Source organism: Mycobacterium sp. NGS63 (assembly GCF_059812295.1).
Genome location: NZ_JCALCJ010000008.1, coordinates 31,953 through 55,475, shown reverse-complemented (window position 1 = coordinate 55,475; position 23,523 = coordinate 31,953). Strand labels below are relative to the sequence as shown.

Below are 23,523 nucleotides of genomic sequence, written 5' to 3'. Positions count from 1 at the left end.
ATGGCCCGGGCGGCGACCACGACGATGCGCGCGTGGCGGGTGCGCCGGCCCGGACCGATGCGCACCCGCCCCCTCGAGCAAGTGGATGCCGAGGTGCCGCGGCCCGGCCCGTCGGAGTTGCTGGTCGCCGTCAAAGCGTGCGGGGTGTGCCGCACCGACCTGCACGTCACCGAGGGCGAGCTGCCCGTGCACCGCGAGGGCGTGACGCCCGGCCACGAGGTGGTGGGGGAGGTCCTCGAAGTCGGGGCCGACGCCGGGGGCGAGTTCAAGCCGGGCGACCGGGTGGGCATCGCCTGGCTGCGCCACACCTGCGGGGTGTGCACGTACTGCCGCCGCGGCAACGAGAACCTGTGCCCGGACTCGCGCTACACGGGCTGGGACGCCGACGGCGGCTACGCCGAATTCGCCACCGTCCCAGCGGGTTTCGCGCACCACCTGCCCGGCGGCTACAGCGACAGCGAGCTGGCGCCGCTGCTCTGCGCCGGCATCATCGGGTACCGCTCGCTGCTGCGCGCCGAGCTGCCTCCGGGCGGGCGGCTGGGGCTGTACGGGTTCGGCGGCAGCGCCCACATCACCGCGCAGGTCGCGCTCGCCCAGGGCGCCGAGGTGCACGTGATGACCCGCGGGGCCGAGGCGCAGCAGCTGGCGCTGAGTCTCGGCGCCGCGTCGGCCCAGGGCGCCGCGGAGCCGCCGCCGGTTCCGTTGGACGCCGCGATCCTGTTCGCGCCCGTCGGCGAGCTGGTGCTGCCAGCGCTGGAGGCGCTGGACCGCGGCGGCACCCTGGCGATCGCGGGCATCCACCTGTCGGACATCCCGACCCTGAACTACCAGCGCCACCTGTTCCAGGAGCGCCAGGTCCGGTCGGTCACGTCGAACACCCGGGCCGACGCGCGGGCCTTCCTCGACTTCGCCGGCGAGCACCGCATCGAGGTGACCACGCCGCAATACCCGCTCGACCGGGCCGACGAGGCGCTGACCGATCTCGCGGCCGGGCGCATCGCCGGGGCCGCGGTGCTGCTCGTCTGAGGCTCAGGTCGACAGGTGCCAGACGAACGCGGCGGCCAGGGCGCCCAGCCCGTTCAGCGACCAGTGCAGCGCGATCGGGGCGATCAGGCTGCCGCTGCGCCGGCGCAGCCAGCTGAAGACGAACCCGGCCGCCCCGGTGGCCAGCACCGCCAGCGTCACCCCGGCCAGCATCCCGGCGAACCCGCCGCCGAACAGCCGGGTGAACCCGACGTTGCTGCTGGTCAGCCCCAGTGACGTGGCGACGTGCCACAGGCCGAACAGCAGCGACCCGGCCAGCGCCACCCCGCGAAACCCCCAGGCCCGGTTCAGCGCGCCGTGCAGCACGCCGCGAAACGCCAGCTCCTCGGGGATCACGGTCTGCAGCGGGATGATCACCATCGAGGCGATCAGCGCGCCGGAGATCGTGGCGTAGTGGTTGTTCAGGAACATCGGCCGCGTCGCCGGCAGCGCGATGCCGATCCCTATGACCGACGCCACCGCCGCCACGGCGGCCAGCGCATAGCCCACCCCGGAGCGCCAGTGTTGGCGGCCCAGGCCGAGATCGGTCCAGTCCAGGCCGCGGGCGCGCATCAGGATCGCCAGGCCGACGGCCGCGGCCGGGACGGTGGCGATGCTCGCCCACGGCGTGGTGAAGTGCGCGATCAGGTTCGTCAACACCAGCACCACGACGACCACGGCGATGTCGAGGTGGACGCGGAACCGATGCAGCGCCGGCGTGTCGGCAAGCGTCGCGTCGGGCATCCGGCCAGTTTACCGGCGCCGCGGCGGCACCCGTTTTCCCGCCGAGCGTGCGCGTCTGTACACCGACACGCCGTCAAGGCTGTCATTCCGCGCACGCTCGCGGTTACATCGGCGTCTCGGACCCCCACGTCCAACCGGAGATCGCGGGGTCGTCCTCGCCGTGCTCGCGGGTGTACATCCGCGCGGCCAGGCGGGCGTCGACCATGCGCTGGCGCAGCATCGCGGCGCGGTTGCCCAGCCCGTCGACCCGGTCGATGACGTCCATCACCAGATGGAACCGGTCGAGGTCGTTGAGCATCACCATGTCGAACGGCGTGGTAGTGGTGCCTCGCTCTTTGAACCCGCGCACGTGCATGTGGCTGTGGTTGGTGCGCCGATAGGTGAGCCGGTGGATCAGCCACGGGTAGCCGTGGTAGGCGAAGATCACCGGCGTGTCGATGCCGAACAGCGCGTCGAATTCCTTGTCGGGCAACCCATGTGGGTGTTCGGAGTCCGGCTGCAGCCGCATCAGGTCGACGATGTTGATGACCCGGACGGCCAGGTCGGGCAGCTCGCGGCGCAGGATGTCGGCGGCGGCCAACGTCTCCAGCGTCGGGATGTCACCCGCGCAGGCCAGCACCACGTCCGGTTCGGCGGCTAAAGATCGAGCGGTGCTGGCCCACTGCCAAATACCCAGCCCTCGCGTGCAGTGGGCGATCGCCTCATCCATGTCCAGGTAGGCCAGCGCGGGCTGCTTGCCGGCGACGACGACGTTGATGTAGTCGCGGCTGCGCAGGCAGTGGTCCGCGACCGACAGCAGCGTGTTGCCGTCGGGCGGCAGGTACACCCGGGTCAGCTCGGCCCGCTTGTTGGCGACCAGGTCGATGAAGCCGGGGTCCTGGTGCGACGCGCCGTTGTGGTCCTGGCGCCACACGTGCGAGGTCAGCAGGTAGTTCAGCGACGCGATCGGCCGCCGCCACGGCAATTCGCGGCTGGTGGCAAGCCATTTCGCATGTTGGTTGAGCATCGAGTCGACGATGTGGACGAACGCCTCGTAGCAGTTGAACAGGCCGTGGCGGCCGGTCAGCAGATAGCCCTCCAGCCAGCCCTGACACAGGTGCTCGGAGAGCACCTCCATGACGCGGCCGTCGGGGGCAAGGTTCTCGTCGTCGGGCTGCAGCTCCGACAACCACACCTTGTCCGTCGCCCCGTAGACCGCGTCGAGCCGGTTGGAGGCGGTCTCGTCGGGACCCATCAGCCGGAACCGGTCGCCGTTGCGGGCGATCACGTCCCGCAGGAAGGCCCCCAGGATCCGCGTCGCCTCGTGGGTTTCCGCGCCCGGCCGCGACACCGGCACGGCGTAGTCGCGGAAATCCGGCAGGTCGAGGTCGTGCAGCAGCAGCCCGCCGTTGGCGTGCGGGTTGGCGCTCATCCGGCGGTCACCCGTCGGCGCCAGCGCCCGCAGCTCGGGGCGCAGCGCGCCGTCGGCGTCGAACAGCTCCTCGGGTGAGTAGCTGCGCAGCCACTGGTCGAGCTGCGCGCGGTGTTCGGGGTTGTCGTGGGTCTCGGCGAGCGGGACCTGATGCGCTCGCCAGGTGCCCTCCACCTTCTTACCGTCGACCACCTTCGGGCCGGTCCAGCCCTTGGGGGTGCGCAGCACGATCATCGGCCAGACGGGCCGCTCGCCCTGCTTGCCGGAGCGCGCGGCGCTTTGGATGGCCGCGATGTCGTCGAAGGCGTCGTCGAGCGCGGCGGCCAGCTGGCGGTGCACGTCGGCCGGGTCGTCCCCGGCGACCGTGATGGGCCGGTAGCCGTAGCCGCGCAGCAGCGATTCCAGCTCGGGGTGGGGGATGCGGGCCAGCACGGTCGGGTTGGCGATCTTGTAGCCGTTGAGCTGCAGGATCGGCAGGACCGCGCCGTCGGTGACGGGGTTGAGGAACTTGTTGGAGTGCCAGCCGGCGGCCAGCGGCCCGGTCTCAGCCTCCCCGTCGCCGATCACGCAGGCCACCACCAGTTCCGGGTTGTCGAACGCCGCACCGTAGGCGTGCACCAGCGCGTAACCCAGCTCGCCGCCCTCGTGGATGGAGCCCGGCGTCTGGGCGGCGACGTGGCTGGGGATGCCGCCGGGAAAGGAGAACTGCCGGAACAGCTTTCGCAGCCCCTCGGTGTCCTCCTCGATGCCGGTGTACACCTCGCTGTAGGTGCCCTCGAGGTAGGCGTTGGCGACCAGCCCGGGGCCCCCGTGGCCGGGGCCGGTGACGTAGATGACGTCGGCGTCGCGGTTGCGGATGATGCGGTTCAGGTGCGCGTAGATGAGGTTGAGCCCGGGCGTGGTGCCCCAGTGCCCCAACAGCCGGGGTTTGACATGCTCGGGTGACAGCGGCTCGGCCAGCAGCGGGTTGTCGAGCAGGTAGATCTGGCCGACCGACAGGTAATTGGCGGCGCGCCAATATTTGTCGATGCCGGCAAGTTCGTCGTCGGAAAGAGTTTGGGGGGTCACGCCACCGCTTGTTCCCGTCTCTGGGTCTCCCTACTCCTCGCCGCGGGCGCGGGCCTCATAGGCCCGGCGCTTTTCGACGTCGACGTCGTCGGTGAAGACGTGTTCGCCGCCGAGGAGGCGGTTGAAGCCCTCGGCCACGCGGCGGGGCCAGAACTTCTGCGCCGCGACCATCGCGCCGGCCGCGCGCGTCACCCGCACCCTGGGCTTGGGATGGGCGACGAGCTTGACGATCGCGTCGGCGATGTCGGACGGTTCGGCGTTCTTGAAGCCCTTGACCCCGTGGGTGCCCGCGGTGAGCTCGGTGTTGACGAATGTCGGCGACACCATCGAGAACGTCACGCCGGCCTTGCGGTACTCCAGCCGCGCCGAGTCGGTGAATGCCACCACGGCGTGCTTGCTGGCGCAGTAGGTGGCCAGCCCGACGGCGTAGAGCTCGCCGGCCAGCGAGGCGACGTTGATGACGTGGCCGGACCCGCGGGGGACCATGCGCTGCGCCGCCAGCTTGCTGCCCAGGATCACGCCGTAGACGTTGATGTCCAGGATGCGACGGGTGACCGCGTCGGGCTCGTCGACGATGCGGCCGACGGGCATGATGCCGGCGTTGTTGATGAGCACGTCGATCGGCCCGAGTTGGCGCTCGACCTCGTCGAGGAAGTCGGCGAACGAATGCGGGTCGGTGACGTCGAGTTTCCCGTAGACGTCGAGGCCCAGCGCGGCGCCCGACTCCTTGACGCGCACCTCGTCGATGTCGCCGATCGCGACCTTGGCGCCCAGGTTGTGCAGCGCGGTCGCGGTGGCGAGGCCGATTCCCCGTGCGCCGCCGGTGATCACGATGACTTTGTCGCGGATCTTCACGCCCAGTGCAGTGTCTGCCATGCGGCAAGCACAGCACTCGGCGCCACCCAACGTCTAGTGCGCGACGAGCCAGACCAGGCTGGCGCCGCCGGCCAGCGCGCAGTAGACCGCGAACGGCGTCAGGGTGCGGGTCTGGAAATACCGGGTGAGGAACCGCACCGCCAGGTAGGCGCAGACGAACGAGGCGACGCTGCCGGCCAGCACCTGGCCCTGGATGCCCGCGGCGCGCGGCCCGAACAGGTCCGGGATCTTGTACACCCCGGCGGCCAGGATGATCGGCGTGGCCAGCAGGAAGGAGAAGCGGGCGGCGTCCTCGTGTGACAGGCCGCGCCACAGCCCGGCCACGATCGCGATGCCGGAGCGGCTGATGCCGGGGAACAGCGCCAGGATCTGGGAGGCGCCGATCAGCAGCCCGCGCCGCATCGGCAGCTCGGCCAGCCGGTTGTCGATCGCCTCGCCGGTGTGGTCCGCGTGCTCCTCGTCGCCGGTCGGCGAGACGCGGCGGCGCAGCACCTCCCCGACGTAGAGGGCGATTCCGTTCGCCAACAGGAACGCCGCCGCCGGAACGGGTCTGCCCAGCGTGGTCCGGAAAGCGTGCTCGAGGGCCAGCCCGGCCAGCCCCACCGGAATGGTGGCCACCACGATCAGCCAGGCCAGCCGCTCGTCGGGCGTCTGGATGCGCCGGTGCCGCAGCGAGGTGAAGAAGCCGGCCACGATGCGCAGCCAGTCCCGCCAGAAGAACACCAGCAGCGCGGCGGCCGTCGCCACGTGCAGGCCGACGATGAACGCCAGGTACGGCGAGTCGGGCGTGGAGACGTTCAGGTCGCGCGCCCACCGCCCGCCGACGAGCGCCGGCACCAGCACCGCGTGCCCCAGGCTGGAGACCGGAAACAGCTCGGTGACGCCCTGAAACGCGCCGACGACGACGGCCTCGACGTAGCTCAAGTGGGCGCTCATCGAATGCAGTCCTCCCTGGATGGTTTCGCGGCCTGCGACCCTATCGCAGCGAATGTGCGGCTGGGCGCACGCTCGCGCCCGACTGTGCGGCCAGCCGCACTGTCGGCGTCCGATAGGTTCGGTCTATGCCCGTCGACCCCAGGACACCGGTGCTGATCGGCCACGGCCAGGTCAACCACCACGACGAGATCGACCCGGCGGCGCGCTCCGTCGAACCTGTCGACCTGATGGTCGCCGCGGCCCGGCAGGCCGCCGATGCCCGGGTGATCGAGGCCGTGGACTCCGTCCGCGTGGTCAACATCCTCTCGGCCCAGTACCGCGACCCCGGCCTGCTGCTGGGTGAGCGGCTCGGCGCGACCAACTTCACCACCCTGTACAGCCCCGTCGGCGGCAACGTGCCGCAATCGCTGCTCAACCAGGCCTGCCTGGACATCCAGGCCGGCCGCGCCGGCGTCGTGCTGCTGGCCGGCGCCGAGACCTGGCGCACCCGCCGGGGGCTGAGGGCCAAGGGCGGCCGGCTGGAGTGGACCGCGCAGGACGAGTCAGTCCCGATGGCCGAGGTCAGCGGCGACGACGTCGAGATGGCCGGCGACGCCGAGATCAGGATCCGCCTCGACCGGCCCGCCTACGTCTACCCGCTGTTCGAGCAGGCGCTGCGCATCGCCAACGGCGAGTCGACCGAGGACCACATCGCGCGCATCGGCGAACTGTGGGCGCGGTTCAACGCCGTCGCGGTCGACAACCCCAACGCCTGGATCCGCAAACCCATTAGCGCCGAGGAGATTTCGCGGCCCGGACCGCAGAACCGGATGATCAGCTGGCCCTACACCAAGTTGATGAACTCCAACAACATGGTCGACCAGGGCGCCGCGCTGGTCCTGACGTCCGTCGAGCAGGCGAAGCGCCTGCGGATCCCCACCGAGCGATGGGTCTTCCCGCACGCGGGCACCGACGCGCACGACACCGCGTCGATCGCCGAGCGCGACGAGTTGCACAGCTCGGCGGCCATCCGGATCGCCGGCGCGCGGGCGCTGCAGCTGGCCGGGCTGGGCATCGACGACCTCGATTACGTCGACCTGTACTCCTGCTTCCCGTCGGCCGTTCAGGTCGCGGCGGCCGAACTCGGGCTCAGCGCCGACGACCCGGCCCGCCCGCTGACCGTCACCGGCGGGCTGACGTTCGCGGGCGGCCCGTGGAGCAACTACGTGATGCATTCGATCGCCACCATGGCCGGGCTGCTGGTGGCCAACCCCGGCCGCCGCGGCCTCGTCACCGCCAACGGCGGCTTTTTGACCAAGCACAGCTTCGGCGTGTACAGCACCGAGCCGCCGGCCGAATTCCGCTGGGAGGACGCGCAACCGGCGGTGGACCGCGAGCCCACCCGCGACGCCATGGTCGAATGGGAAGGCGTCGGGATCGTCGAGGCGTGGACGACGCCGTTCGACCGCGAGGGTGAACCCGAGAAGGCCTTCCTGGCGGTGCGCACCCCCGACGGGTCGCGCGCATTGGCCGCCGTCACCGACCCGGCCGCCGCCGCGGCGACGGTGCGGGAAGATATCGGGGGCGCCAAGGTTGCCGTCAGCGCCGACGGCACCGCAGTGTTGCAGTAACCGGCCGGGCGGATCAGCACAGGCCAGGAGGCCAGTACGCCGGTAACGGTCGCGTAAGTGACGGCGACGTGCCTATTGTCGGTTGGGACGTTCGGGGAGGTGAGCCTGGGTGCGGATCCTGGTTACCGACGCCACCGGCGCGGTCGGGAGGCTGGTCGCACGCCAGCTGGTCGCGGCCGGGCACACGGTCACCGGGATTGCTGGGCGCCCGCACCCCTACCTGGATCCCGCCGTCGAATTTGTTTGCGCGCCGGTGAGCCACCCCGTCCTGCAAGACCTGGCCGACGACGCCGACGCGGTGATCCACCTGGCGCCCATCGACGCCGCCGCCCCCGGCAGCGCCGACGTCGACGGCCTCGCCCACGTGACCCACGCGGCCGCCCGCGCGGGCGCGCGGCTGCTGTTCGTGTCCCAGGCCGCCGGGCGGGCCGAGCTGTATCGGCCGGCCGAGGAACTGGTGTCGGGCAGCTGGGCGCCGAACCTGGTCGTGCGGATCGCGCCGCCGGTAGGGCGCCAGCTCGACTGGATGGTCTGCCGCACCGTGGCCACCCTGCTGCGCACCAAGGTGTCCACCCGGCCGATTCGCGTCCTGCACGTCGACGACCTGGTGCGCTTCCTGGTGTTGTCGCTGAACACCGACCGCACCGGCGTGGTGGACCTCGCCACCCCCGACACCACCAACGTCGTCACCGCGTGGCGGCTGCTGCGAGCCGTCGACCCGCGCGCGGCGCTGCGGCGGGTCCGCAGCTGGCCGCGGTTGGTTCCGGACATGGATATCGCTGCGGCGCAAGAGGATTGGGGATTCGAATTCGGCTGGCATGCGCTCGAGGCGGTCGCCGACACCGCGCGCGGGCTCGTCGGGCGACGGCTGGCCCCCGAGGGCGCCGTCGCCCACGACCGCCGGCTGGCGCTTCCCGTCGAGGTCCTGCCGCGGCCCCGGCCGTCCGGCGACGTGCACAGCGCGGCCCCCGACGGCATGGAGGGGGAGTTCGACGACCGGATCGACCCGAGGTTTCCGGTCTTCAGCGCGACCCGGCTGGCCGAGGCGCTGCCCGGGCCGCTGACCCCGATGACCCTCGACGTCCAGCTGAGCGGGCTGCGCACCGCCAGCCGCATGCTGGGCCGCGTCCTCGCGCTCGGCGGCGTGGTCGACGAGGAGTGGGCCAGCCGGGCCATCGCGGTGTTCGGCCATCGCGCCTACGTCGGGGTGTCGGCCAACGTCGTCGCCGCCACCCAGCTGCCCGGCTGGGACCAGGACGCCGTCGCCCGCCACGCCCTGGTGGACCAGCCGCAGGTGGGCGACGTCCTGCCGTTCGGCGAGCCCAAGCTGGCCGAGGGCGCGCTGGGGTCGATGGCCAAGGCGGTCGTCGCGGCCCGGTCGCTGACCCTGATGCGCCGCCTCAAGCCCGACACGCGCGCCTACAGCGCGGCTGCCGACGCGGAGTGCCTGGACGCCGCGCTACTGGCCGAGCTGCCGGACGCGGCGCTGGAGGTCCGGCTGCCGCTGCTGCGCGACCGCATCCACCAGGGCTGGATCCTCACGGCGCTGTGGCTGGTCGACTCCGGCGTCACCACGGCCGCGCTGGAGCACACCCGCGCGGCGTCCCGGGTGTCCGGGCTGGGCATGCTCATGGAGAGCACCCGCATCGCGGCCGAGACCGCCGGGCTGGCGGCCGCCTTGCGCGCCGATCCGCCGTTGGGCGCGCTGGCCGCCGAGGGCAACGTCGGCAGCGTCCGCGCGCTGTCCCCGGACACCGCCGCCGCGCTCGACGCCGCCGTCGCCCGGATCGGGCACCGCGGGCCGGGGGAGGCCGAGCTGGCCAGCGCGGTGTTCGGCGACGACCCGGTGATGTTGCTGGTGGCCGCGGCCAACGTGGCGGCCGCCGGTGCCGCGCCCGAAGAGCCGGCCCCGCCGCCGACGCTGGCCGGGCGCATCGCGGCCAACACCCGCGGCTCGCGCGAGCTCGCGCACGACACCACCATGCGGTTCACCCACCAGCTGCGGATGACGTTGCGCGAGTTGGGGTCTCGCCGCGTCGCGGCCGACCTGGTCGACGCCGTCGACGACGTCTACTACCTGACCTGTGACGAGCTGGTGACCATGCCCGCCGACGCCCGGCTACGGATCAAGCGCCGCCGCGCCGAGCGGGAGCGGCTGCAGGTCCAGCGGCCGCCCGATGTCATCGACGGAAGCTGGACCCCGGTCGAGCCGTCAGCCCAGTAGCTCGCCCAGCGGCGACTGCGGGTCCGTCAGCCGGTCGACGTCCACCGGGGCCTTCGCCCGGATCAGCGCCTTGACGTCGTCGAGCACGTCCCAGATGTTGACATTCATCCCGGCCAGCACCCGGTCGTCGCCGTCGAGCCAGAACGCGACGAATTCCCGGCCGGGCACGTCGCCGCGGAACACCACCCGCTCGAAGCTCGGCGCGTGTCCCGCGTACTCCATCCCGAGGTCGTATTGGTCGGTGAAGAAGTAGGGCAGCTCGGCGTATTCGCCTGGGCTGCCGAGCATCCCGGCGGCCGCGACCGCGGGCTGCTTGAGCGCGTTGGCCCAGTGCTCGGTGCGGATGCGGGTGGCGAACAGCGGGTGCTCGGCGGCGGCGATGTCGCCGACGGCGTAGATGTCCGGGTCGCTGGTGCGCAACGACGCGTCGACCAGCACGCCGCCGTCCCCCATGGCCAGCCCGGCCCCCTCCGCGAGTTCGACGTTGGGTTGGGCGCCGACGGCCACCAGCACGGCGTCGGCGGTGACCGTCGAGCCGTCGCGCATCCGCAGCCCGGTGGCGCGGCCGGCCTCGGTGGTGATCTCCTCGACCTGCGCCTGCAGCCGCAAATCGACCCCGTGCTCGCGGTGCAGGTTGGCGAACACCTCGCCGACGGTTTCGCCCAACGCGGCCTGCAGCGGCTGGGCCGCCGTCTCGACGACGGTCACGTCGACGCCGCGCTGGCGGGCCCCGGCGGCCACCTCCAGGCCGATCCAGCCCGCGCCTACGATGGCCAGCGAAGACCCTTCGGTGAGAACGGAATTCAGGGCCGCGGCGTCGTCATAGGTCCGCAGGTAGTGGACCCCGCCGGCGTCGGATCCGGGTATCGGGGGGCGCCGCGCGGAAGAACCCGTCGCCAGCAGCAACTTGTCGTAGCCGACCGTGGTGCCGTCGGGAAGCCCGACGGTGTGTCCCCGCGCGTCCACGGACGACACCGGCGCCCCGAGCCTCAGGTCGACGGCCCGCTCGCGATACCAGTCGGCGTCCTGCACCGTGAAGTCGGCGAGCGACTTCTTGCCGGCCAGAAACTCTTTGGACAGCGGGGGGCGCTCGTAGGGAAGATGGTCCTCGGCGGCGAACAGGACGGTCTCGCCGTCAAACCCGTTGCTGCGCAATGCTTCTGCGGCCTTGGCCCCGGCAAGTCCGCCGCCGACGATGACGAATGTAGCCATACTGGCCAGCCTACTTAGCCCAGGAGTTCCCGCAAGGTCAGCGCGTTGCGGACCGCGTGCCCACCCAAGTCGTTGTTGAAGTACATCCACACGTCGCGGCCCTCGTCGTCCCACTGTTTGATCCGCTCGGCCCACCAGCGCAGGTCGGCCGCGGTGTAGGAGCCGGTGTACATCGAAGCCGGCTCGGGGCCGTGCATGCGGACGTACACCAGATCGGTGGTGGCGCGGGGCACGCACGCCAACTCCGCGCCGCTCATCACCACGTAAGCGGCGCGGCGGCGTTCCAGCAGCTCGTAGACGGCGGGGTCGTTCCAGGACGGGTGCCGCAGCTCGACGGCCACCCGGATCGACTCGGGCACCATGCGCAAAAACGCGTCCAGGCGCTCGTCATCGCGCTGTTGCTCGGGGTGCAGCTGCACCAGCAGCACGCCCCGACGGTCGCCCAGCAGCCGCCAACAGCGCTCGAACCGCTCGATCCACGGCTCGGGCGAGGACAGCCGCCGGTAGTGGGTCAGCCCGCGGTGGGCCTTGACCGACATCTTGAACCCCGCGGGCAGCTGCTCACGCCAGCCGGCGAACGTCGAATCCTTGGGCCACCGATAGAAACTCGCGTTCAGCTCGACGGTGTCGAACACCTCGACGTAGCGCGCCAGCCGCCGCGCCGACGGCAGGCCGGGAGGGTACAGGACGTCGGCCCAATGGTTGTAGGACCAGCCGGACGTGCCGATCCGGATCGTCACCGCCGGATCATCCGGCCACCCGCCGGCGCGGCTCGTCCATACCGCACCACGTACCCGCGACGCGTTCGGCCTAACCGGGCGTCACTTGGGGGGCAGGCTGCGGGCGTAGCCGGTGCCGCGGGCGACCCAGCCCTGCAGCTGGCGTTTGGTTTTCACGCCGACGGCGTCGACCCGCAGCCAGCCGCGGGCCTCCCGGCCGGCCATCACCATCGGGCTGACGTGGGCACGCTGCACCAGCTTGTCGGTGTCGTCGGGCGGTACCCGCACCAGCAGCCCGCCCTGGCCGCTGGCGGCCACGGACATGTTGCCGTTGATCAAGAAGGCCAGCCCGCCGAACATGCGCTTTTCCTCGACGCCGCGCTCGGCGGACAGTAGCTCGCGGATCCGGTTGGCCAGGTCCTCGTCGTAGGCCACGCGCTCAGTCCAGATCCACCCGGATGGTGAGCAGGTCGCTGCCCATCGTCCGCACCGCCGCGCTGTTGAGCCGGGGCAGGCTGCGCAGCCGCTGCCGCGCGTCGTCGTCGGGCAGCAGGTGGGCGGTGCCGTTGCGCCACTGGCCGCGGACGCGCACCCGCACCCTGGGATTGGCCTTGATGTTGTAGACGTAGTCGGAATGATCGCCGTGTTCGGAGACCATCCAGAACGCGCCGTCGATCACGCTTCCGCCCACCGCCGTCAGCCGCGGCTTGCCGCTCTTGCGGCCGATGGTTTCGAGCATGGTCACCGGCAACTGCCGGCCCACCGGGTTGGCCACCATCCGTTGCACGCGGTGCACCACTCGCCGTTTGAGAGTCACCGCCCTATTGTTACGCAGCCGCCGTGGCCGCGGTACCCACCGGCTCCAGCGCCTGCGAGACGATCTCGGCGACGTCGGTCATCGGCTTCACGTCCAGCGCGGCGAGCACCTCGGCGGGCACGTCGTCGAGGTCCGGCTCGTTGCGGGCCGGGATGAAAACCGTTGACAGCCCGGCGCGTTGGGCGGCCAGCAGCTTCTGCTTGACGCCGCCGATCGGCAGCACCCGGCCGTTCAGCGTGACCTCGCCGGTCATCCCGACGTCGGAGCGGACCTGACGCCCGGTGGCCATCGAGACCAAGGCGGTCACCATCGTCACGCCGGCCGACGGGCCGTCCTTGGGCACCGCGCCCGCGGGCACGTGCACGTGGATGCGCCGGTCCAGCGCCGCCGGGTCGATCCCCAGCTCGGTGGCGTGGCTGCGCACGTAGGACAGCGCGATCTGCGCCGACTCCTTCATCACGTCACCCAGCTGACCGGTCAGCTGCAAGCCGGCCTCGCCGCCGGTGGACCCGGCCTCGATGTAGAGCACGTCGCCGCCCAGGCCGGTGACGGCCAGGCCCGTGGCCACGCCGGGCACCGCGGTGCGTTCGGCCGACTCGGGCGTGAACCGCGGGCGGCCCAGGTAGCCAACAAGATCCGGCTCGTCTAGAACTATCGGGCTCACCGGTTCGTCGGCCAGCTGCGTCGCCACCTTGCGCAGCGCCTTGGCCAGCAGCCGCTCGAACTGCCGCACCCCCGGCTCGCGGGTGTAGTCGGCGGCGATCTTGCGCAGCGCGGCGTCGGTGACGGTGACCTCTTCGTCGTTCAGCGCCGCCCGCTCCCGCTGCCGGGGCAGCAGGTAGTCGCGCGCGATCGCGACCTTGTCGTCCTCGGTGTACCCGTCGATGGTCACCAGCTCCATGCGGTCCAGCAGGGCCGACGGGATGTTCTCGATCACGTTGGCGGTGGCCAAAAACACCACATCGGACAGGTCCAGATCCAGGTCCAGGTAGTGGTCGCGGAACGTGTGGTTCTGCGCGGGGTCGAGCACCTCGAGCAAGGCGGCCGAAGGGTCGCCGCGATAGTCGGAACCGACCTTGTCGATTTCGTCAAGCAGCACAACGGGATTCATCGAACCCGCCTCACCGATCGCGCGCACGATCCGGCCCGGCAGCGCGCCGACGTAGGTGCGCCGGTGCCCGCGGATCTCGGCCTCGTCACGCACCCCGCCCAGGGCGACGCGCACGAACTTGCGGCCCAGCGCCCGGGCCACGCTCTCGCCCAGCGACGTCTTGCCGACGCCGGGCGGCCCGGCCAGCACCATCACCGCCCCGGAGCCCCGGCCGCCGACGACCTGCAGCCCGCGCTGCGCGCGGCGGCTCCGCACGGCCAAATATTCGACGATGCGGTCCTTGACGTCGTCCAGCCCGTGGTGGTCGGCGTCCAGGATGTCCCGCGCCGCCGTCAGGTCCGTCGAGTCCTCGGTCCGGGCCTTCCACGGCAGGTCGAGCACGGTGTCCAGCCAGGTGCGGATCCAGCCGCTTTCCGGGCTCTGGTCGCTGGAGCGTTCCAGCTTGCCGACCTCGCGCAGCGCGGCCTCGCGCACCTTCTCGGGCAGGTCGGCGTCTTCGACCCGCGCGCGGTAGTCGTCGGATCCGTCGGGCTCACCCTCGCCCAGCTCCTTGCGGATCGCGGCGAGCTGCTGGCGCAGCAGGAACTCCTTCTGCGTCTTCTCCATGCCCTCGCGGACGTCCTCGGCGATCTTGTCGTTGACCTCGACCTCGGCCAGATGCCCGCCGGTCCACTCGATCAGCACCCGCAGCCGCTCACCCACGTCCACGGTTTCCAGCAGCTGGCGCTTCTGCACGTCGGTCAGATACGACGCGTACCCGGACGTGTCCGCCAGCGCCGACGGGTCGGTGAGGCTGTTGACGTAGTCGACGATCTGCCAGGCCTCGCGCCGTTGCAGCATGGCCAGCAGCAGCTTCTTGTACTCCGCGGCCAGCGCCTTGACCTCGTCGGTGGCCTCGGTCTCGGGCGCCTCGGTCACCTCGACCCACAGCGCCGCGCCGGGGCCGGAGGCCCCCGCCCCGATCGTCGCCCGGCGCTCGCCGCGCACGACGGCGGCCGTGCCACCACCGGCGATCCGCCCGACCTGCAGGATCTTCGCGATCACGCCGTGGGTGGGGTAGCGGTCGTCCAGCCGGGGCGCGATCAGCAGCTGCCCGGAGTCGCTGGCCTGCGCGGCGTCGATCGCCGCGCGTGCGGCCTGAGAGCTCTGGTCCAGCGCGATCGGCACCACCATCCCGGGCAACACGATCGTGCCGGTGAACAGCACCGGCACTGAGTTGGCTTCAGCCATCAATCCTCCAAAAGTTGAGTCTGATGCGCTTAACCCAGCCCGGCGCGGGTTTGTTCCCGAACGGCGACCGCGCGGTCATAATCACTCCATGCCGCTGTCACGGCCCGACCTGCGATCCCTCGACCCGGACATCCTGGAATCCGCGGCGAAAGACCTCGCAAAAACCGGCGCGGTCACCTTCCTGGTCGACGACGACGCACGCACCTATTCCGTCGACGGGCCGACGATTCGCGTCGACGGCGGCCGGGACGGGGGAGACACCGTCGTGCGGCTGTCCCGACGGGCCTGGGACGACATGGTCGGCCAGGTCCGCACGGTGATCAACCTGCTGCTCAGCGGCGACCTCGACTTCCAGCGTGGCGGGTTCGACCAGCTGGCCGACTGGGACCCCATCCTCAGATACCTGCACGCCGGCGTCCCGCCGTACGACCCGGCCCGGGCCGACCTGCACGGGCGCGACCCGCGCGCGGCGTTCACCCTCGACGCCGACGACGCCGAACTGGCCGCGCAGCTGCGGACGATGGGCTACCTGCACGTCAAGGCCGTCTTCGGCGCCGACGAGATGGAACGCGCCAACCGCGACGTCGATCGCCTTGCGGCACAAGCCAACCCGGGTGACGACCGGTCCTGGTGGGTCACCGCCGAGGACGGCGGTAACCAGCTGTGCCGCCTGGTTTACGCGACCCTGCGCTCACCGGTCCTGGCCGCGCTGGAGGACGACCCCCGGGTGCGCCGCCTCGGCGCCCTGCTCGACCCCGCGCTGCGCCCGGCGCCCGACCGGATGGAGGGCGCCGCGGTGCTGCTCAAGGTGCCGGGCAACACCAGCGGGCTGTCCAACATCCCGTGGCATCAGGACTGCGGGATGGGCGGGCACGCGATCATGTGCCCCGCGGTCAGCGTCGGCATCCAGCTCACCGGCTCGGACGCCTCGACCGGCAACCTGCTGGTGGTGCCCGGCAGCCACGGCCAGGCCATCCATTACCGCTGGGAACAGCGGCTGCAGGGCGTGCCGGTGGTCAGCATCGACACCGCGCCCGGCGACGTCACCGTGCACATCCAGGACCTGATGCACGCCTCCCCGCAGCCGACGGGCACCGGCGGCCGCCGCACCATGTACGTCACGCACTACCCGCCGCAGCTGTGGCAACACATCGGTCCCGGCCAGGCCTACAACGACCTGGTGCGCGACCGCACCGAACAGGTCGCGCGCCTGCAGTAGCGCCCCCATACGCAATGCAAGTGCATGGTGGTGTCATGTCGCGGACCGCGCCGTCGACTTCGGCCTGCGCAGGCTCGTGGGCGAACCCTTGAGCCGCGATGACGCGCTGGCGCTGCAGGGCAGCGGTTTCGATTTCACCAACGACGAGGTCGAATCGCTGTCGGACACAGGACAGGGCTTGCCGGCCAGTCCTAAACGATCGTGACGCTCCCGTCTGGATCAAACGGCGCCAGCCGGCGCAGTTGCGTCACGTGCTTCGGCGACAGCTCCTCGAGGCAGGTGACGCCGAGCAGCGCCATCGTCCGGGTGACACCGCTGGCCAGGATCTCGATCGCGCGGGTGACCCCGGCCTCGCCGCCGGCCATCAGCCCGTACAGGTAGGCCCGGCCGACCAGCGTGCACCGGGCTCCTAGCGCGATCGCCGCGACGATGTCGGCGCCCGACATGATGCCGGTGTCGAGCAGGATCTCGGTGTGCTTGCCCAGCTCGCGCGCGACGGCGGGCAACAGGTGGAACGGCACCGGGGCCCGATCCAGTTGGCGCCCACCGTGATTGGACAACACGAGGCCGTCGACGCCGCGGTCGACGACGGCGCGGGCGTCCTCGAGCGTCTGGATCCCCTTGACGACGAGCTTGCCCGGCCACCGGGCCTTGATCCACTCCAGGTCGTCGAAGGTGAGGCTGGGGTCGAACATGGTACTGAGGTATTCGCCGACGGTGCCCGGCCAGCGATCCAGCGACGCGAACGCCAGCGGCTCGGTGGTCAACAGGTCGAACCACCACTTCGGGTGCGCCGCCGCGTCTGCCACGGTGCGCAGCGTCAGCGTCGGCGGGATCGTCATCCCGTTGCGGTTGTCACGCAGCCGCGCCCCCGCGACCGGGACGTCGACGGTGACCAGCAGCGTGTCGAAGCCCGCGTCGGCCGCGCGCTGCGCCAGCGCCATCGAACGCTCGCGGTCGCGCCACATGTACAGCTGAAACCACTTGCGGCCCTGGGGGACGGCGGTCACCAGGTCTTCGATCGCGCAGGTGCCCAACGTGGACAGCGAGAACGGGATCCCGGCCCGCGCGGCCGCCCGCGCGCCGGCGATCTCGCCCTCGGTGTGCATCAGCCGGGTGAACCCGGTCGGCGCGATCGCGAACGGCAGGACGACCGGCTGGCCCAGCACGTTCCATCCGGCGGTGACGTTGGTGACGTCGCGCAGGATGGTCGGGTGAAACTCGATGTCGCGGAACGCTTGTCGGGCCCGTGCGATGGACAGCTCGTCGTCGGCGGCGCCGTCGGTGTAGTCGAACGCGGCCCGGGGGGTGCGGCGCTTGGCGATGCGGCGCAGGTCCTCGATGGTGAACGCGGCGTCCAGGCGGCGCCTGACCCCGTCGAACCGCGGCCGTTTGAACCGAATCAGCGGCGCCAGGTCGCGCGCCTTGGGCACTCGCCGCTTGACCGCCATGTGTGCCACCGTAAAGGCCATGGCATCGACAGGCGACCCCTTCGACCTGAACCGCTTCGTGGACGCGCAGGACCGCGTCTACGACGACGTCGTCGCGGAGCTGCGCGACGGGCGAAAGCGTAGTCACTGGATGTGGTTCGTCTTCCCGCAACTGCGCGGCCTGGGCGGCAGCCCGACCGCGGCGCACTTCGGCATCTCCTGTCTCGACGAGGCCCGCGCCTACCTGAGCCATGAGGTGCTCGGGCCGCGGCTGCGCGAGTGCACCCAATTGGTCAACGCGGTGCAGGGCCGTTCGGCCTCGGAGATTTTCGGCTCGCCCGACGACCTCAAGCTGCGCTCGTCGATGACGCTGTTCGCCCAGGCCACCGACGACAACCGGGAGTTCGTCGCGCTGCTCGACAAGTATTACGACGGCCAACAGGACCCGCTGACCCTGCAGCGGCTCTAAGCGGGGCTCACTATCCGCCAGCCATGGGGTTCGACGACGAGCGTGTCCACGACCTCCTGAGGCGGGGCCGACGATCCGCCGAGCACCTGCCCCCGCGCGGCGTCCACCTCCGACAGCGCCAGGCGCAGTGGCTCGTCGGCGATGTTGAGCGCGAGCAGCAGCGCGTCGTCGCCGCTGCGGGTCTCGTAGACGTAGTGCTTGTTATCCAGCCGCAACGCGGTCGTCGACGCCCGATGCAGCCACGGATGGCGGCGGCGCAGCCCGATCAAGAACTGGTGCAGCGCCCATATCTCGGTGCCGAAGGCATCCAAGTCCATTGGGGGAGGGCCGAACTCCGGGCGCACCGCGTCGTCACCGCCGTAGCGCTCCTCCTTGACGCCGCGGAAGCCCAGCTCGTCGCCGGCGTACACGCTGGGCACGCCCCCGACGGTCAGCTGGATCGCCAGCGCGTGCGCCACGTGTTCGCGACGCTCGAGCCGACTGGCGATGCGGGTGACGTCGTGGTTGCCGACGAACGTCAGCGGGGCGAAGCTGCCCAGAAACTTGTTGTGGCGCTGCAGCGCCCAGTCCAGCTCGAAGAAGTTGCCGTCGTTGAGGGCGCTCCAGATCGCCTTCCACAGCTCGTACTGGGTCGCCGAGTCGAACTTCGCGTCCTCGACCACCGCGGCGTAGTCGCCGTGGATGAGCTCACCCACGAACCAGGCGTCCGGGAAACGCTCGCGCACCCGCGGCAATGTGGCCGCCCAGAAGTGTTGCGGCACAATGTAGGCCGCGTCCAGGCGCCAGCCGTCGGCGCCGCGGCCCAGCCAGTGCGCCATCACGTCGACGGTGTAGTCGACGACCTCGGGGTTGTCGTGGTTGAGGGTGACGAGCTCCGCGTGGCCCTCGAATGTGCCGCCGCTGAGCCAACCCGGTGCGCGCCGCGCGAAGTCCGCGCCGACGTGGTTGAACACCCCGTCGAGCAGCACGCGCAGCCCGCGGCGATGGGCCTCGGCGACCAGGTGATCGAAGTCGGCGTCGTCGCCGAGGCGCGGGTCGATGCGGTAGTGGTCGGTGGTGTCGTAACCGTGTGTGCGCGAGGCGAAGATCGGGCCCAGCGCGATCCCCGACGCCCCGAGCGCGATCGCGTGGTCGAGCCAGTCGACGAGCCGCCGCAGCCGGTGTTGGTCCGGTTGCGGCGGCTCGGACGACTCGGGAAACGCGCCGACGAATCCCAGCGGGTAGACCTGCCACCAGACGGCGTGCTCGACCCAGGACGGCGCGCTCACCATGCTCAGCCGACGGCCGCCGGCGTCTGGGCGGTGACGATCGCCTGTGCCACACCGGAAACGATCGCCGCGGCCTTCAGCGCCTCGAGGATGGTCTCCCGGCTGACGTCGGCCTCGCGCAGCGTGTGCTCGTGGGCGGCCACGCAGTCCGGGCACCCGTTGATCGACGACACCGCGAAGCACCACAGCTCGAAGTTGGCCTTGTGCACGCCCGGGTTGGCGATGATGTTCATCCGCAACCCGGCCCGCAGGTCGTCGTAGGCGCCGTTGAGGAAGCCGCGGCCGCGGTAGAACACGTTGTTCATCGCCATGATGGACGCGGCGCCCAGCGCTGCCTGGTACGCCTCGGCGGACAGGTAGTCGGCCGCCTCGGCGCCAATCTCGGCCAGCACCTGGGCGTTCCGGGTGGCCGCGGCGCTGGCCAGCAGGGTGCCCCACAGCTGTTCCTCGTCCAGCACCGTGGTCCGGGCGATGGAACCCAGGTTCAGCTTGAGGTCCTTGGCGTACTCCGGCAGCGCCTCCTTGAGGTTGTCGATGCTCATGCCGAGGCCTTCAGCAGCTCGCCGGCGTCGATGGTCGGGTCGCCCTTGCGCCAGTTGCAGGCGCACAGCTCGTCGGATTGCAGAGCGTCCAGGACCCGCAGCACCTCGTCGACATTACGCCCCACCGATCCGGCGGTGGCCGAGACGAATTGGATTTCGTTGTTCGGGTCGACGATGAAGGTGACCCGGTCGGCGACGCCCTCGTCGTTCAGCACGCCGGTGGCCAGCGAGAGCTCCCGCTTGATGTCCGACAGCATCGGGAACGGCAGCTTCTTGAGGTCCTCGTGCTGCGCACGCCACTGGAAGTGGACGAACTCGCTGTCGATCGAGACACCGAGCACCTGCGTGTCGCGGTCGGCGAACTCGTCGTTCAGCTTGCCGAACGCCGCGATCTCCGTCGGGCACACGAACGTGAAGTCCTTGGGCCAGAAGAAGACCACGCGCCACTTGCCGGGGTGATCCTCGTTGGTGATGGTGGTGAAGTAGTCACCGGGTTGCTTGGCGTCGACCTTCGACAGGTCGCCGCCGATCAGCGCGGTGAGCTGGTAGGCGGGGAATTGGTCACCGATGGTCAGCAGGGACATGTCTCTCCTTTTTTGGATTCACTCAAGATTAGCCTTATGTCACCATGATGCCGCGGCCTCAGCTTGAAGTAAAGGTGATATATCGCACTATACTTATAGGCATGTCCGATAAGAGCTATCAGCCCACCCTCGCCGGGCTGCGCGCGTTCGTCGCGGTGGCCGAGAAGCACCATTTCAGCAGCGCCGCAACGGCTCTCGGCGTGAGCCAGTCGACCCTGTCGCAGGCGCTCGCGGCGCTGGAGGCCGGGCTCGGCACCCAGCTGATCGAGCGCTCGACGCGGCGTGTCTTCTTGACGGCGGAGGGCACGCAACTCCTGCCGCGCGCGCTCGCCGTCGTCGAGGCCGTCGACGCGTTCACCGCCGCCGCCGCGGGCGCGTCCGATCCGCTGCGGGCCACCGTGCGGCTGGGCCTGATCCCCACCGTCGCGCCCTACGTGCTGCCGACGGTGCTGGCCGGGCTGGCCGAGCGGCTGCCCGCGCTGACCCTGCGGGTGATCGAGGACCAAACCGAACGGCTGCTGCGGATGCTGCGCGACGGCGCGCTGGACGCCGCGTTGATCGCCCTGCCCACCGATGCTCCAGGGGTGACCGCGATCCCCATCTATGACGAGGATTTCGTGCTCGCCCTGCCGCCCGGCCACAAGCTGTCGGGCAAACGCCGGGTGCCGGCGACGGCGCTGGCCGAGCTGCCGCTGCTGCTGCTCGACGAGGGCCACTGCCTGCGCGACCAGGCGCTGGACGTCTGCCAGAACGCCGGCGTGCGCGCGGAGCTGGCCAATACGCGCGCGGCCTCGCTGGCGACCGCCGTGCAGTGCGTGAGCGGCGGGCTCGGGGTGACGCTGATCCCGCAGAGCGCGGTGCCGGTCGAGTCGGCCCGCAGCCGGCTGGGCCTTGCCCAGTTCGCCACCCCCCGGCCGGGGCGGCGGATCGGGCTGGTGTTCCGTTCGTCGAGCGGTCGCGACGAGTCCTACCGGCGGTTGGCCGAGACGATCGGCACGCTGATCGGCGAGCAACACCAGGTGCGCCCCGCCAGATAGCCGTTCGCCGGCGGTAGGTTTCACCCATGGAAAAGGTGATCGCCGTGCTGATGCGTGCCGACTCGAACGACGACTGGTGCGCGCGGCAGCGCGGCCCGGTCGCCGACGCGCTGCTGGAGTTGGGTCTCTCTGGCCTCTCTATCAATGTCCGCGACGACGCGGTGCGCCACTCGCTGATGACGCTGACGACGCTCGATCCGCCGGTCGCCGCGGTGGTGAGTCTGTGGACCCAGCAGTGCTACGGCGACCAGGCGACGGCCGCGCTGGCGCTGCTCGAGGCCGAATGCGAACGCCTCGCCGCGTACCTGGTGACCGAGTCGGTCCCGCTCGCCGCGCCCCTCGAACTCGGTTGTCGCACAACGGGTCTGGCTAACATCGCGTTGCTGCGCCGGCCCGAGGGCATGGACCAGCAGACGTGGCTGACCCGCTGGCAGCGTGACCACACCTCGGTGGCCATCGAGACGCAGTCGACGTTCGGCTACACCCAGAACTTCGTGGTGCGCCACCTGACCCCGGACGCGCCGGGAATCTCCGGCATCGTCGAAGAGTTGTTCCCCGCGGAGGCGATCACCGACCTGAAGGCCTTCTTCGGCGCCGCCGACGACAACGACCTGCAGAACCGGATCGGCCAGATGGTCGCCAGCACAACCGCATTCGGCGCCAACGAGAACATCGACACCGTGCCGACCAGCCGCTACGTCTTGAAGACGCCGTTTTAGAGGATCGAGGCCCCCCGTGACGACACTGAGCGAAGCGGTCGCGCTGGCCGCCGCCGACAACGGCCTGGCCGTGGTGTCCACCGTCCGCGCCGACGCGACGGTGCAGGCCTCGCTGGTCAACGTCGGCCGACTGCCACACCCGGCGACCGGCGAGCCGGCCCTGGGGTTCACCACCTACGGCAAGGTCAAGCTGGCCAACCTGCGGGAACGCCCGCAACTGGCCGTCACCTTCCGCAATGGCTGGCAGTGGGCCACCGTCGAGGGCCGCGCGGAGCTGGTCGGCCCGGACGACGCGCGGCCCTGGCTGCAAGACCCCGACCGGTTGCGGCTGCTGCTGCGCGAGGTCTTCACCGCCGCGGGCGGCACCCACGACGACTGGGACACCTACGACCGGGTGATGGCCACCGAGCGGCGCGCGGTGGTGCTGATCGCCCCGACCCGCGTCTACAGCAACGGCTGAACCCACCCGTTAGGCTGCAGCCGTGACGCTGCAGATCGACGACGAAAACCGGGTGCGCACCCTCACCCTGAACCGGCCCGAGGCGCTGAACGCGTTCAACGAGGCCCTCTACGACGCCACCGCCGACGCGCTGCTGGCCGCCGCCGACGATCCCGACGTCGCCGTCGTCCTGCTGACCGGCGCGGGCCGCGGGTTCAGCGCCGGCACCGACCTCGCCGAGATGCAGGCCATGGTCACCGACCCCGACTTCAAGCCCGGCAAGCACGGTTTCCGCGGCCTCATCGAGGCGCTCGCCGCCTTCCCCAAGCCGCTGATCTGCGCGGTGAACGGCGTGGGCGTCGGGATCGGCGCCACCATCCTGGGCTACGCCGACCTGACGTTCATGTCGTCGACGGCCCGGCTGAAGTGCCCGTTCACCAGCCTGGGCGTCGCGCCCGAGGCGGCCTCGTCGTACCTGCTGCCGCAACTGGTGGGCCGGCAAAACGCCGCCTGGCTGTTGATGTCCTCGGAATGGGTCGACGCCGACGAGGCGCTGCGCATGGGTCTGGTCTGGCGGGTCTGCGGCCCCGACGAGCTGCTGCCCGAGGCCCGCCGGCACGCCGAAGTGCTTGCCGCCCGGCCGATTTCGAGCCTGATGGCCGTCAAGCACACGATGATGGAGCCGGTCCGCCCCGAGATCGTCGCCGCCAGTGCGCGGGAGAACGCTCACTTCGCCGAACTGATGGGCACCCAGGCCAACGCGGCGGCCCTGGCGGACTTCAACAAGCGCTAACGGGGGCCAGCCTTCGCGAGCCGAACCACGCTGCGAAATCCC

General features: G+C 70.9%; 22 protein-coding genes. 9 read left to right on the top strand and 13 right to left on the bottom strand.

Features of this window, described 5'->3' with window-relative positions; translation table 11 throughout:
- Nucleotides 1-1,026: a zinc-binding alcohol dehydrogenase family protein gene (locus AC5Y4Z_RS20155; protein ID WP_499966449.1), complete on the top strand. Its 1,026-nt coding sequence runs from the start codon at nt 1-3 to the stop codon at nt 1,024-1,026.
- Nucleotides 1,027-1,029: 3 nt separating this feature from the next.
- Here AC5Y4Z_RS20155 and AC5Y4Z_RS20150 read toward each other — a convergent pair whose 3' ends face one another.
- The 4 genes from AC5Y4Z_RS20150 to AC5Y4Z_RS20135 all read right to left on the bottom strand — a co-directional run bounded on the left by AC5Y4Z_RS20150 (nt 1,030) and on the right by AC5Y4Z_RS20135 (nt 6,058).
- Entirely contained in the window at nt 1,030-1,767 is a 738-nt protein-coding gene (locus tag AC5Y4Z_RS20150; protein WP_499966447.1) for a CPBP family intramembrane glutamic endopeptidase, read from the bottom strand.
- Between the two features lie 103 nt (nt 1,768-1,870).
- Nucleotides 1,871-4,246 (bottom strand): phosphoketolase family protein, encoded by a 2,376-nt coding sequence (locus AC5Y4Z_RS20145; protein ID WP_499966445.1) that lies wholly within the window; start codon nt 4,244-4,246, stop codon nt 1,871-1,873.
- A gap of 30 nt (nt 4,247-4,276) precedes the next feature.
- Nucleotides 4,277-5,122, bottom strand: coding sequence for an SDR family oxidoreductase (locus AC5Y4Z_RS20140; protein WP_499966443.1), 846 nt, complete (start codon nt 5,120-5,122; stop codon nt 4,277-4,279).
- A 33-nt stretch (nt 5,123-5,155) separates the two neighbouring features.
- On the bottom strand, nt 5,156-6,058 hold the full coding sequence (locus tag AC5Y4Z_RS20135; RefSeq protein WP_499966441.1) for an undecaprenyl-diphosphate phosphatase: 903 nt from the start codon (nt 6,056-6,058) through the stop codon (nt 5,156-5,158).
- 125 nt (nt 6,059-6,183) lie between these two features.
- Here AC5Y4Z_RS20135 and AC5Y4Z_RS20130 point away from each other — a divergent pair, with 125 nt between their 5' ends.
- Together AC5Y4Z_RS20130 and AC5Y4Z_RS20125 are read left to right on the top strand one after the other, a co-directional pair.
- Nucleotides 6,184-7,668 (top strand): acetyl-CoA acetyltransferase, encoded by a 1,485-nt coding sequence (locus tag AC5Y4Z_RS20130; RefSeq protein WP_499966440.1) that lies wholly within the window; start codon nt 6,184-6,186, stop codon nt 7,666-7,668.
- A 109-nt stretch (nt 7,669-7,777) separates the two neighbouring features.
- Nucleotides 7,778-9,892, top strand: coding sequence for an NAD(P)H-binding protein (locus AC5Y4Z_RS20125; protein ID WP_499966439.1), 2,115 nt, complete (start codon nt 7,778-7,780; stop codon nt 9,890-9,892).
- On the opposite strand, the gene AC5Y4Z_RS20120 is transcribed toward AC5Y4Z_RS20125, so the two are convergent.
- The 5 genes from AC5Y4Z_RS20120 to lon form a co-directional block, all read right to left on the bottom strand.
- Entirely contained in the window at nt 9,881-11,113 is a 1,233-nt protein-coding gene (locus AC5Y4Z_RS20120; RefSeq protein WP_499966732.1) for an NAD(P)/FAD-dependent oxidoreductase, read from the bottom strand. The two genes, AC5Y4Z_RS20125 and AC5Y4Z_RS20120, sit on opposite strands and share 12 nt — an antisense overlap.
- 5 nt (nt 11,114-11,118) lie before the next feature.
- Entirely contained in the window at nt 11,119-11,844 is a 726-nt protein-coding gene (locus tag AC5Y4Z_RS20115) for a DUF72 domain-containing protein (RefSeq protein WP_499966437.1), read from the bottom strand.
- 81 nt (nt 11,845-11,925) lie between these two features.
- Entirely contained in the window at nt 11,926-12,258 is a 333-nt protein-coding gene (locus AC5Y4Z_RS20110) for a TfoX/Sxy family protein (protein ID WP_499966436.1), read from the bottom strand.
- A gap of 4 nt (nt 12,259-12,262) precedes the next feature.
- Nucleotides 12,263-12,658: a nitroreductase family deazaflavin-dependent oxidoreductase gene (locus tag AC5Y4Z_RS20105; RefSeq protein WP_499966730.1), complete on the bottom strand. Its 396-nt coding sequence runs from the start codon at nt 12,656-12,658 to the stop codon at nt 12,263-12,265.
- Entirely contained in the window at nt 12,651-14,981 is a 2,331-nt protein-coding gene (gene lon, locus AC5Y4Z_RS20100) for an endopeptidase La (protein ID WP_499966434.1), read from the bottom strand. Before lon ends, AC5Y4Z_RS20105 begins: the two co-directional genes overlap by 8 nt.
- An 88-nt stretch (nt 14,982-15,069) precedes the next feature.
- Between lon and AC5Y4Z_RS20095 the strand changes: the two genes are divergently transcribed.
- Nucleotides 15,070-16,200 carry a phytanoyl-CoA dioxygenase family protein gene (locus AC5Y4Z_RS20095; protein ID WP_499966433.1) on the top strand — a complete coding sequence of 377 codons (1,131 nt, stop codon included), beginning with the start codon at nt 15,070-15,072 and terminating at the stop codon, nt 16,198-16,200.
- 191 nt (nt 16,201-16,391) lie between these two features.
- Here the strand turns inward: AC5Y4Z_RS20095 and AC5Y4Z_RS20090 are convergent, their stop codons facing one another.
- The gene (locus AC5Y4Z_RS20090) at nt 16,392-17,651 is read right to left on the bottom strand and encodes an alpha-hydroxy acid oxidase (RefSeq protein WP_499966432.1); all 1,260 of its coding nucleotides are present in this window, start codon (nt 17,649-17,651) and stop codon (nt 16,392-16,394) included.
- Between the two features lie 19 nt (nt 17,652-17,670).
- Between AC5Y4Z_RS20090 and AC5Y4Z_RS20085 the strand changes: the two genes are divergently transcribed.
- On the top strand, nt 17,671-18,099 hold the full coding sequence (locus tag AC5Y4Z_RS20085) for a DUF1810 domain-containing protein (protein WP_499966431.1): 429 nt from the start codon (nt 17,671-17,673) through the stop codon (nt 18,097-18,099).
- Here the strand turns inward: AC5Y4Z_RS20085 and AC5Y4Z_RS20080 are convergent.
- The 3 genes from AC5Y4Z_RS20080 to AC5Y4Z_RS20070 are packed head-to-tail and all read right to left on the bottom strand — an operon-like array spanning nt 18,096 to nt 20,493.
- A complete protein-coding gene (locus tag AC5Y4Z_RS20080) occupies nt 18,096-19,370 on the bottom strand; it encodes an alpha-amylase family protein (RefSeq protein ID WP_499966430.1) in 1,275 nt (424 codons plus the stop codon). The two genes, AC5Y4Z_RS20085 and AC5Y4Z_RS20080, sit on opposite strands and share 4 nt — an antisense overlap.
- Before the next feature lie 2 nt (nt 19,371-19,372).
- On the bottom strand, nt 19,373-19,909 hold the full coding sequence (ahpD, locus tag AC5Y4Z_RS20075) for an alkylhydroperoxidase, AhpD family (protein WP_499966428.1): 537 nt from the start codon (nt 19,907-19,909) through the stop codon (nt 19,373-19,375).
- On the bottom strand, nt 19,906-20,493 hold the full coding sequence (locus tag AC5Y4Z_RS20070) for a peroxiredoxin (RefSeq protein ID WP_499966427.1): 588 nt from the start codon (nt 20,491-20,493) through the stop codon (nt 19,906-19,908). The genes ahpD and AC5Y4Z_RS20070 overlap by 4 nt, the downstream gene beginning before the upstream one ends.
- Nucleotides 20,494-20,594: 101 nt before the next feature.
- Between AC5Y4Z_RS20070 and AC5Y4Z_RS20065 the strand changes: the two genes are divergently transcribed.
- From AC5Y4Z_RS20065 to AC5Y4Z_RS20050, 4 genes are read left to right on the top strand one after another with little or no spacing between them, the layout of a single operon-like run.
- Nucleotides 20,595-21,530, top strand: coding sequence for a hydrogen peroxide-inducible genes activator (locus AC5Y4Z_RS20065; RefSeq protein WP_499966426.1), 936 nt, complete (start codon nt 20,595-20,597; stop codon nt 21,528-21,530).
- A 26-nt stretch (nt 21,531-21,556) separates the two neighbouring features.
- Nucleotides 21,557-22,249, top strand: a complete 693-nt coding sequence (locus tag AC5Y4Z_RS20060) for an EthD domain-containing protein (protein ID WP_499966425.1) — start codon at nt 21,557-21,559, stop codon at nt 22,247-22,249.
- Between the two features lie 16 nt (nt 22,250-22,265).
- Nucleotides 22,266-22,709 (top strand): TIGR03618 family F420-dependent PPOX class oxidoreductase, encoded by a 444-nt coding sequence (locus tag AC5Y4Z_RS20055; protein ID WP_499966424.1) that lies wholly within the window; start codon nt 22,266-22,268, stop codon nt 22,707-22,709.
- Nucleotides 22,710-22,731: 22 nt separating this feature from the next.
- Nucleotides 22,732-23,481: an enoyl-CoA hydratase/isomerase family protein gene (locus AC5Y4Z_RS20050; protein WP_499966422.1), complete on the top strand. Its 750-nt coding sequence runs from the start codon at nt 22,732-22,734 to the stop codon at nt 23,479-23,481.
- Nucleotides 23,482-23,523 lie beyond the last annotated feature (42 nt).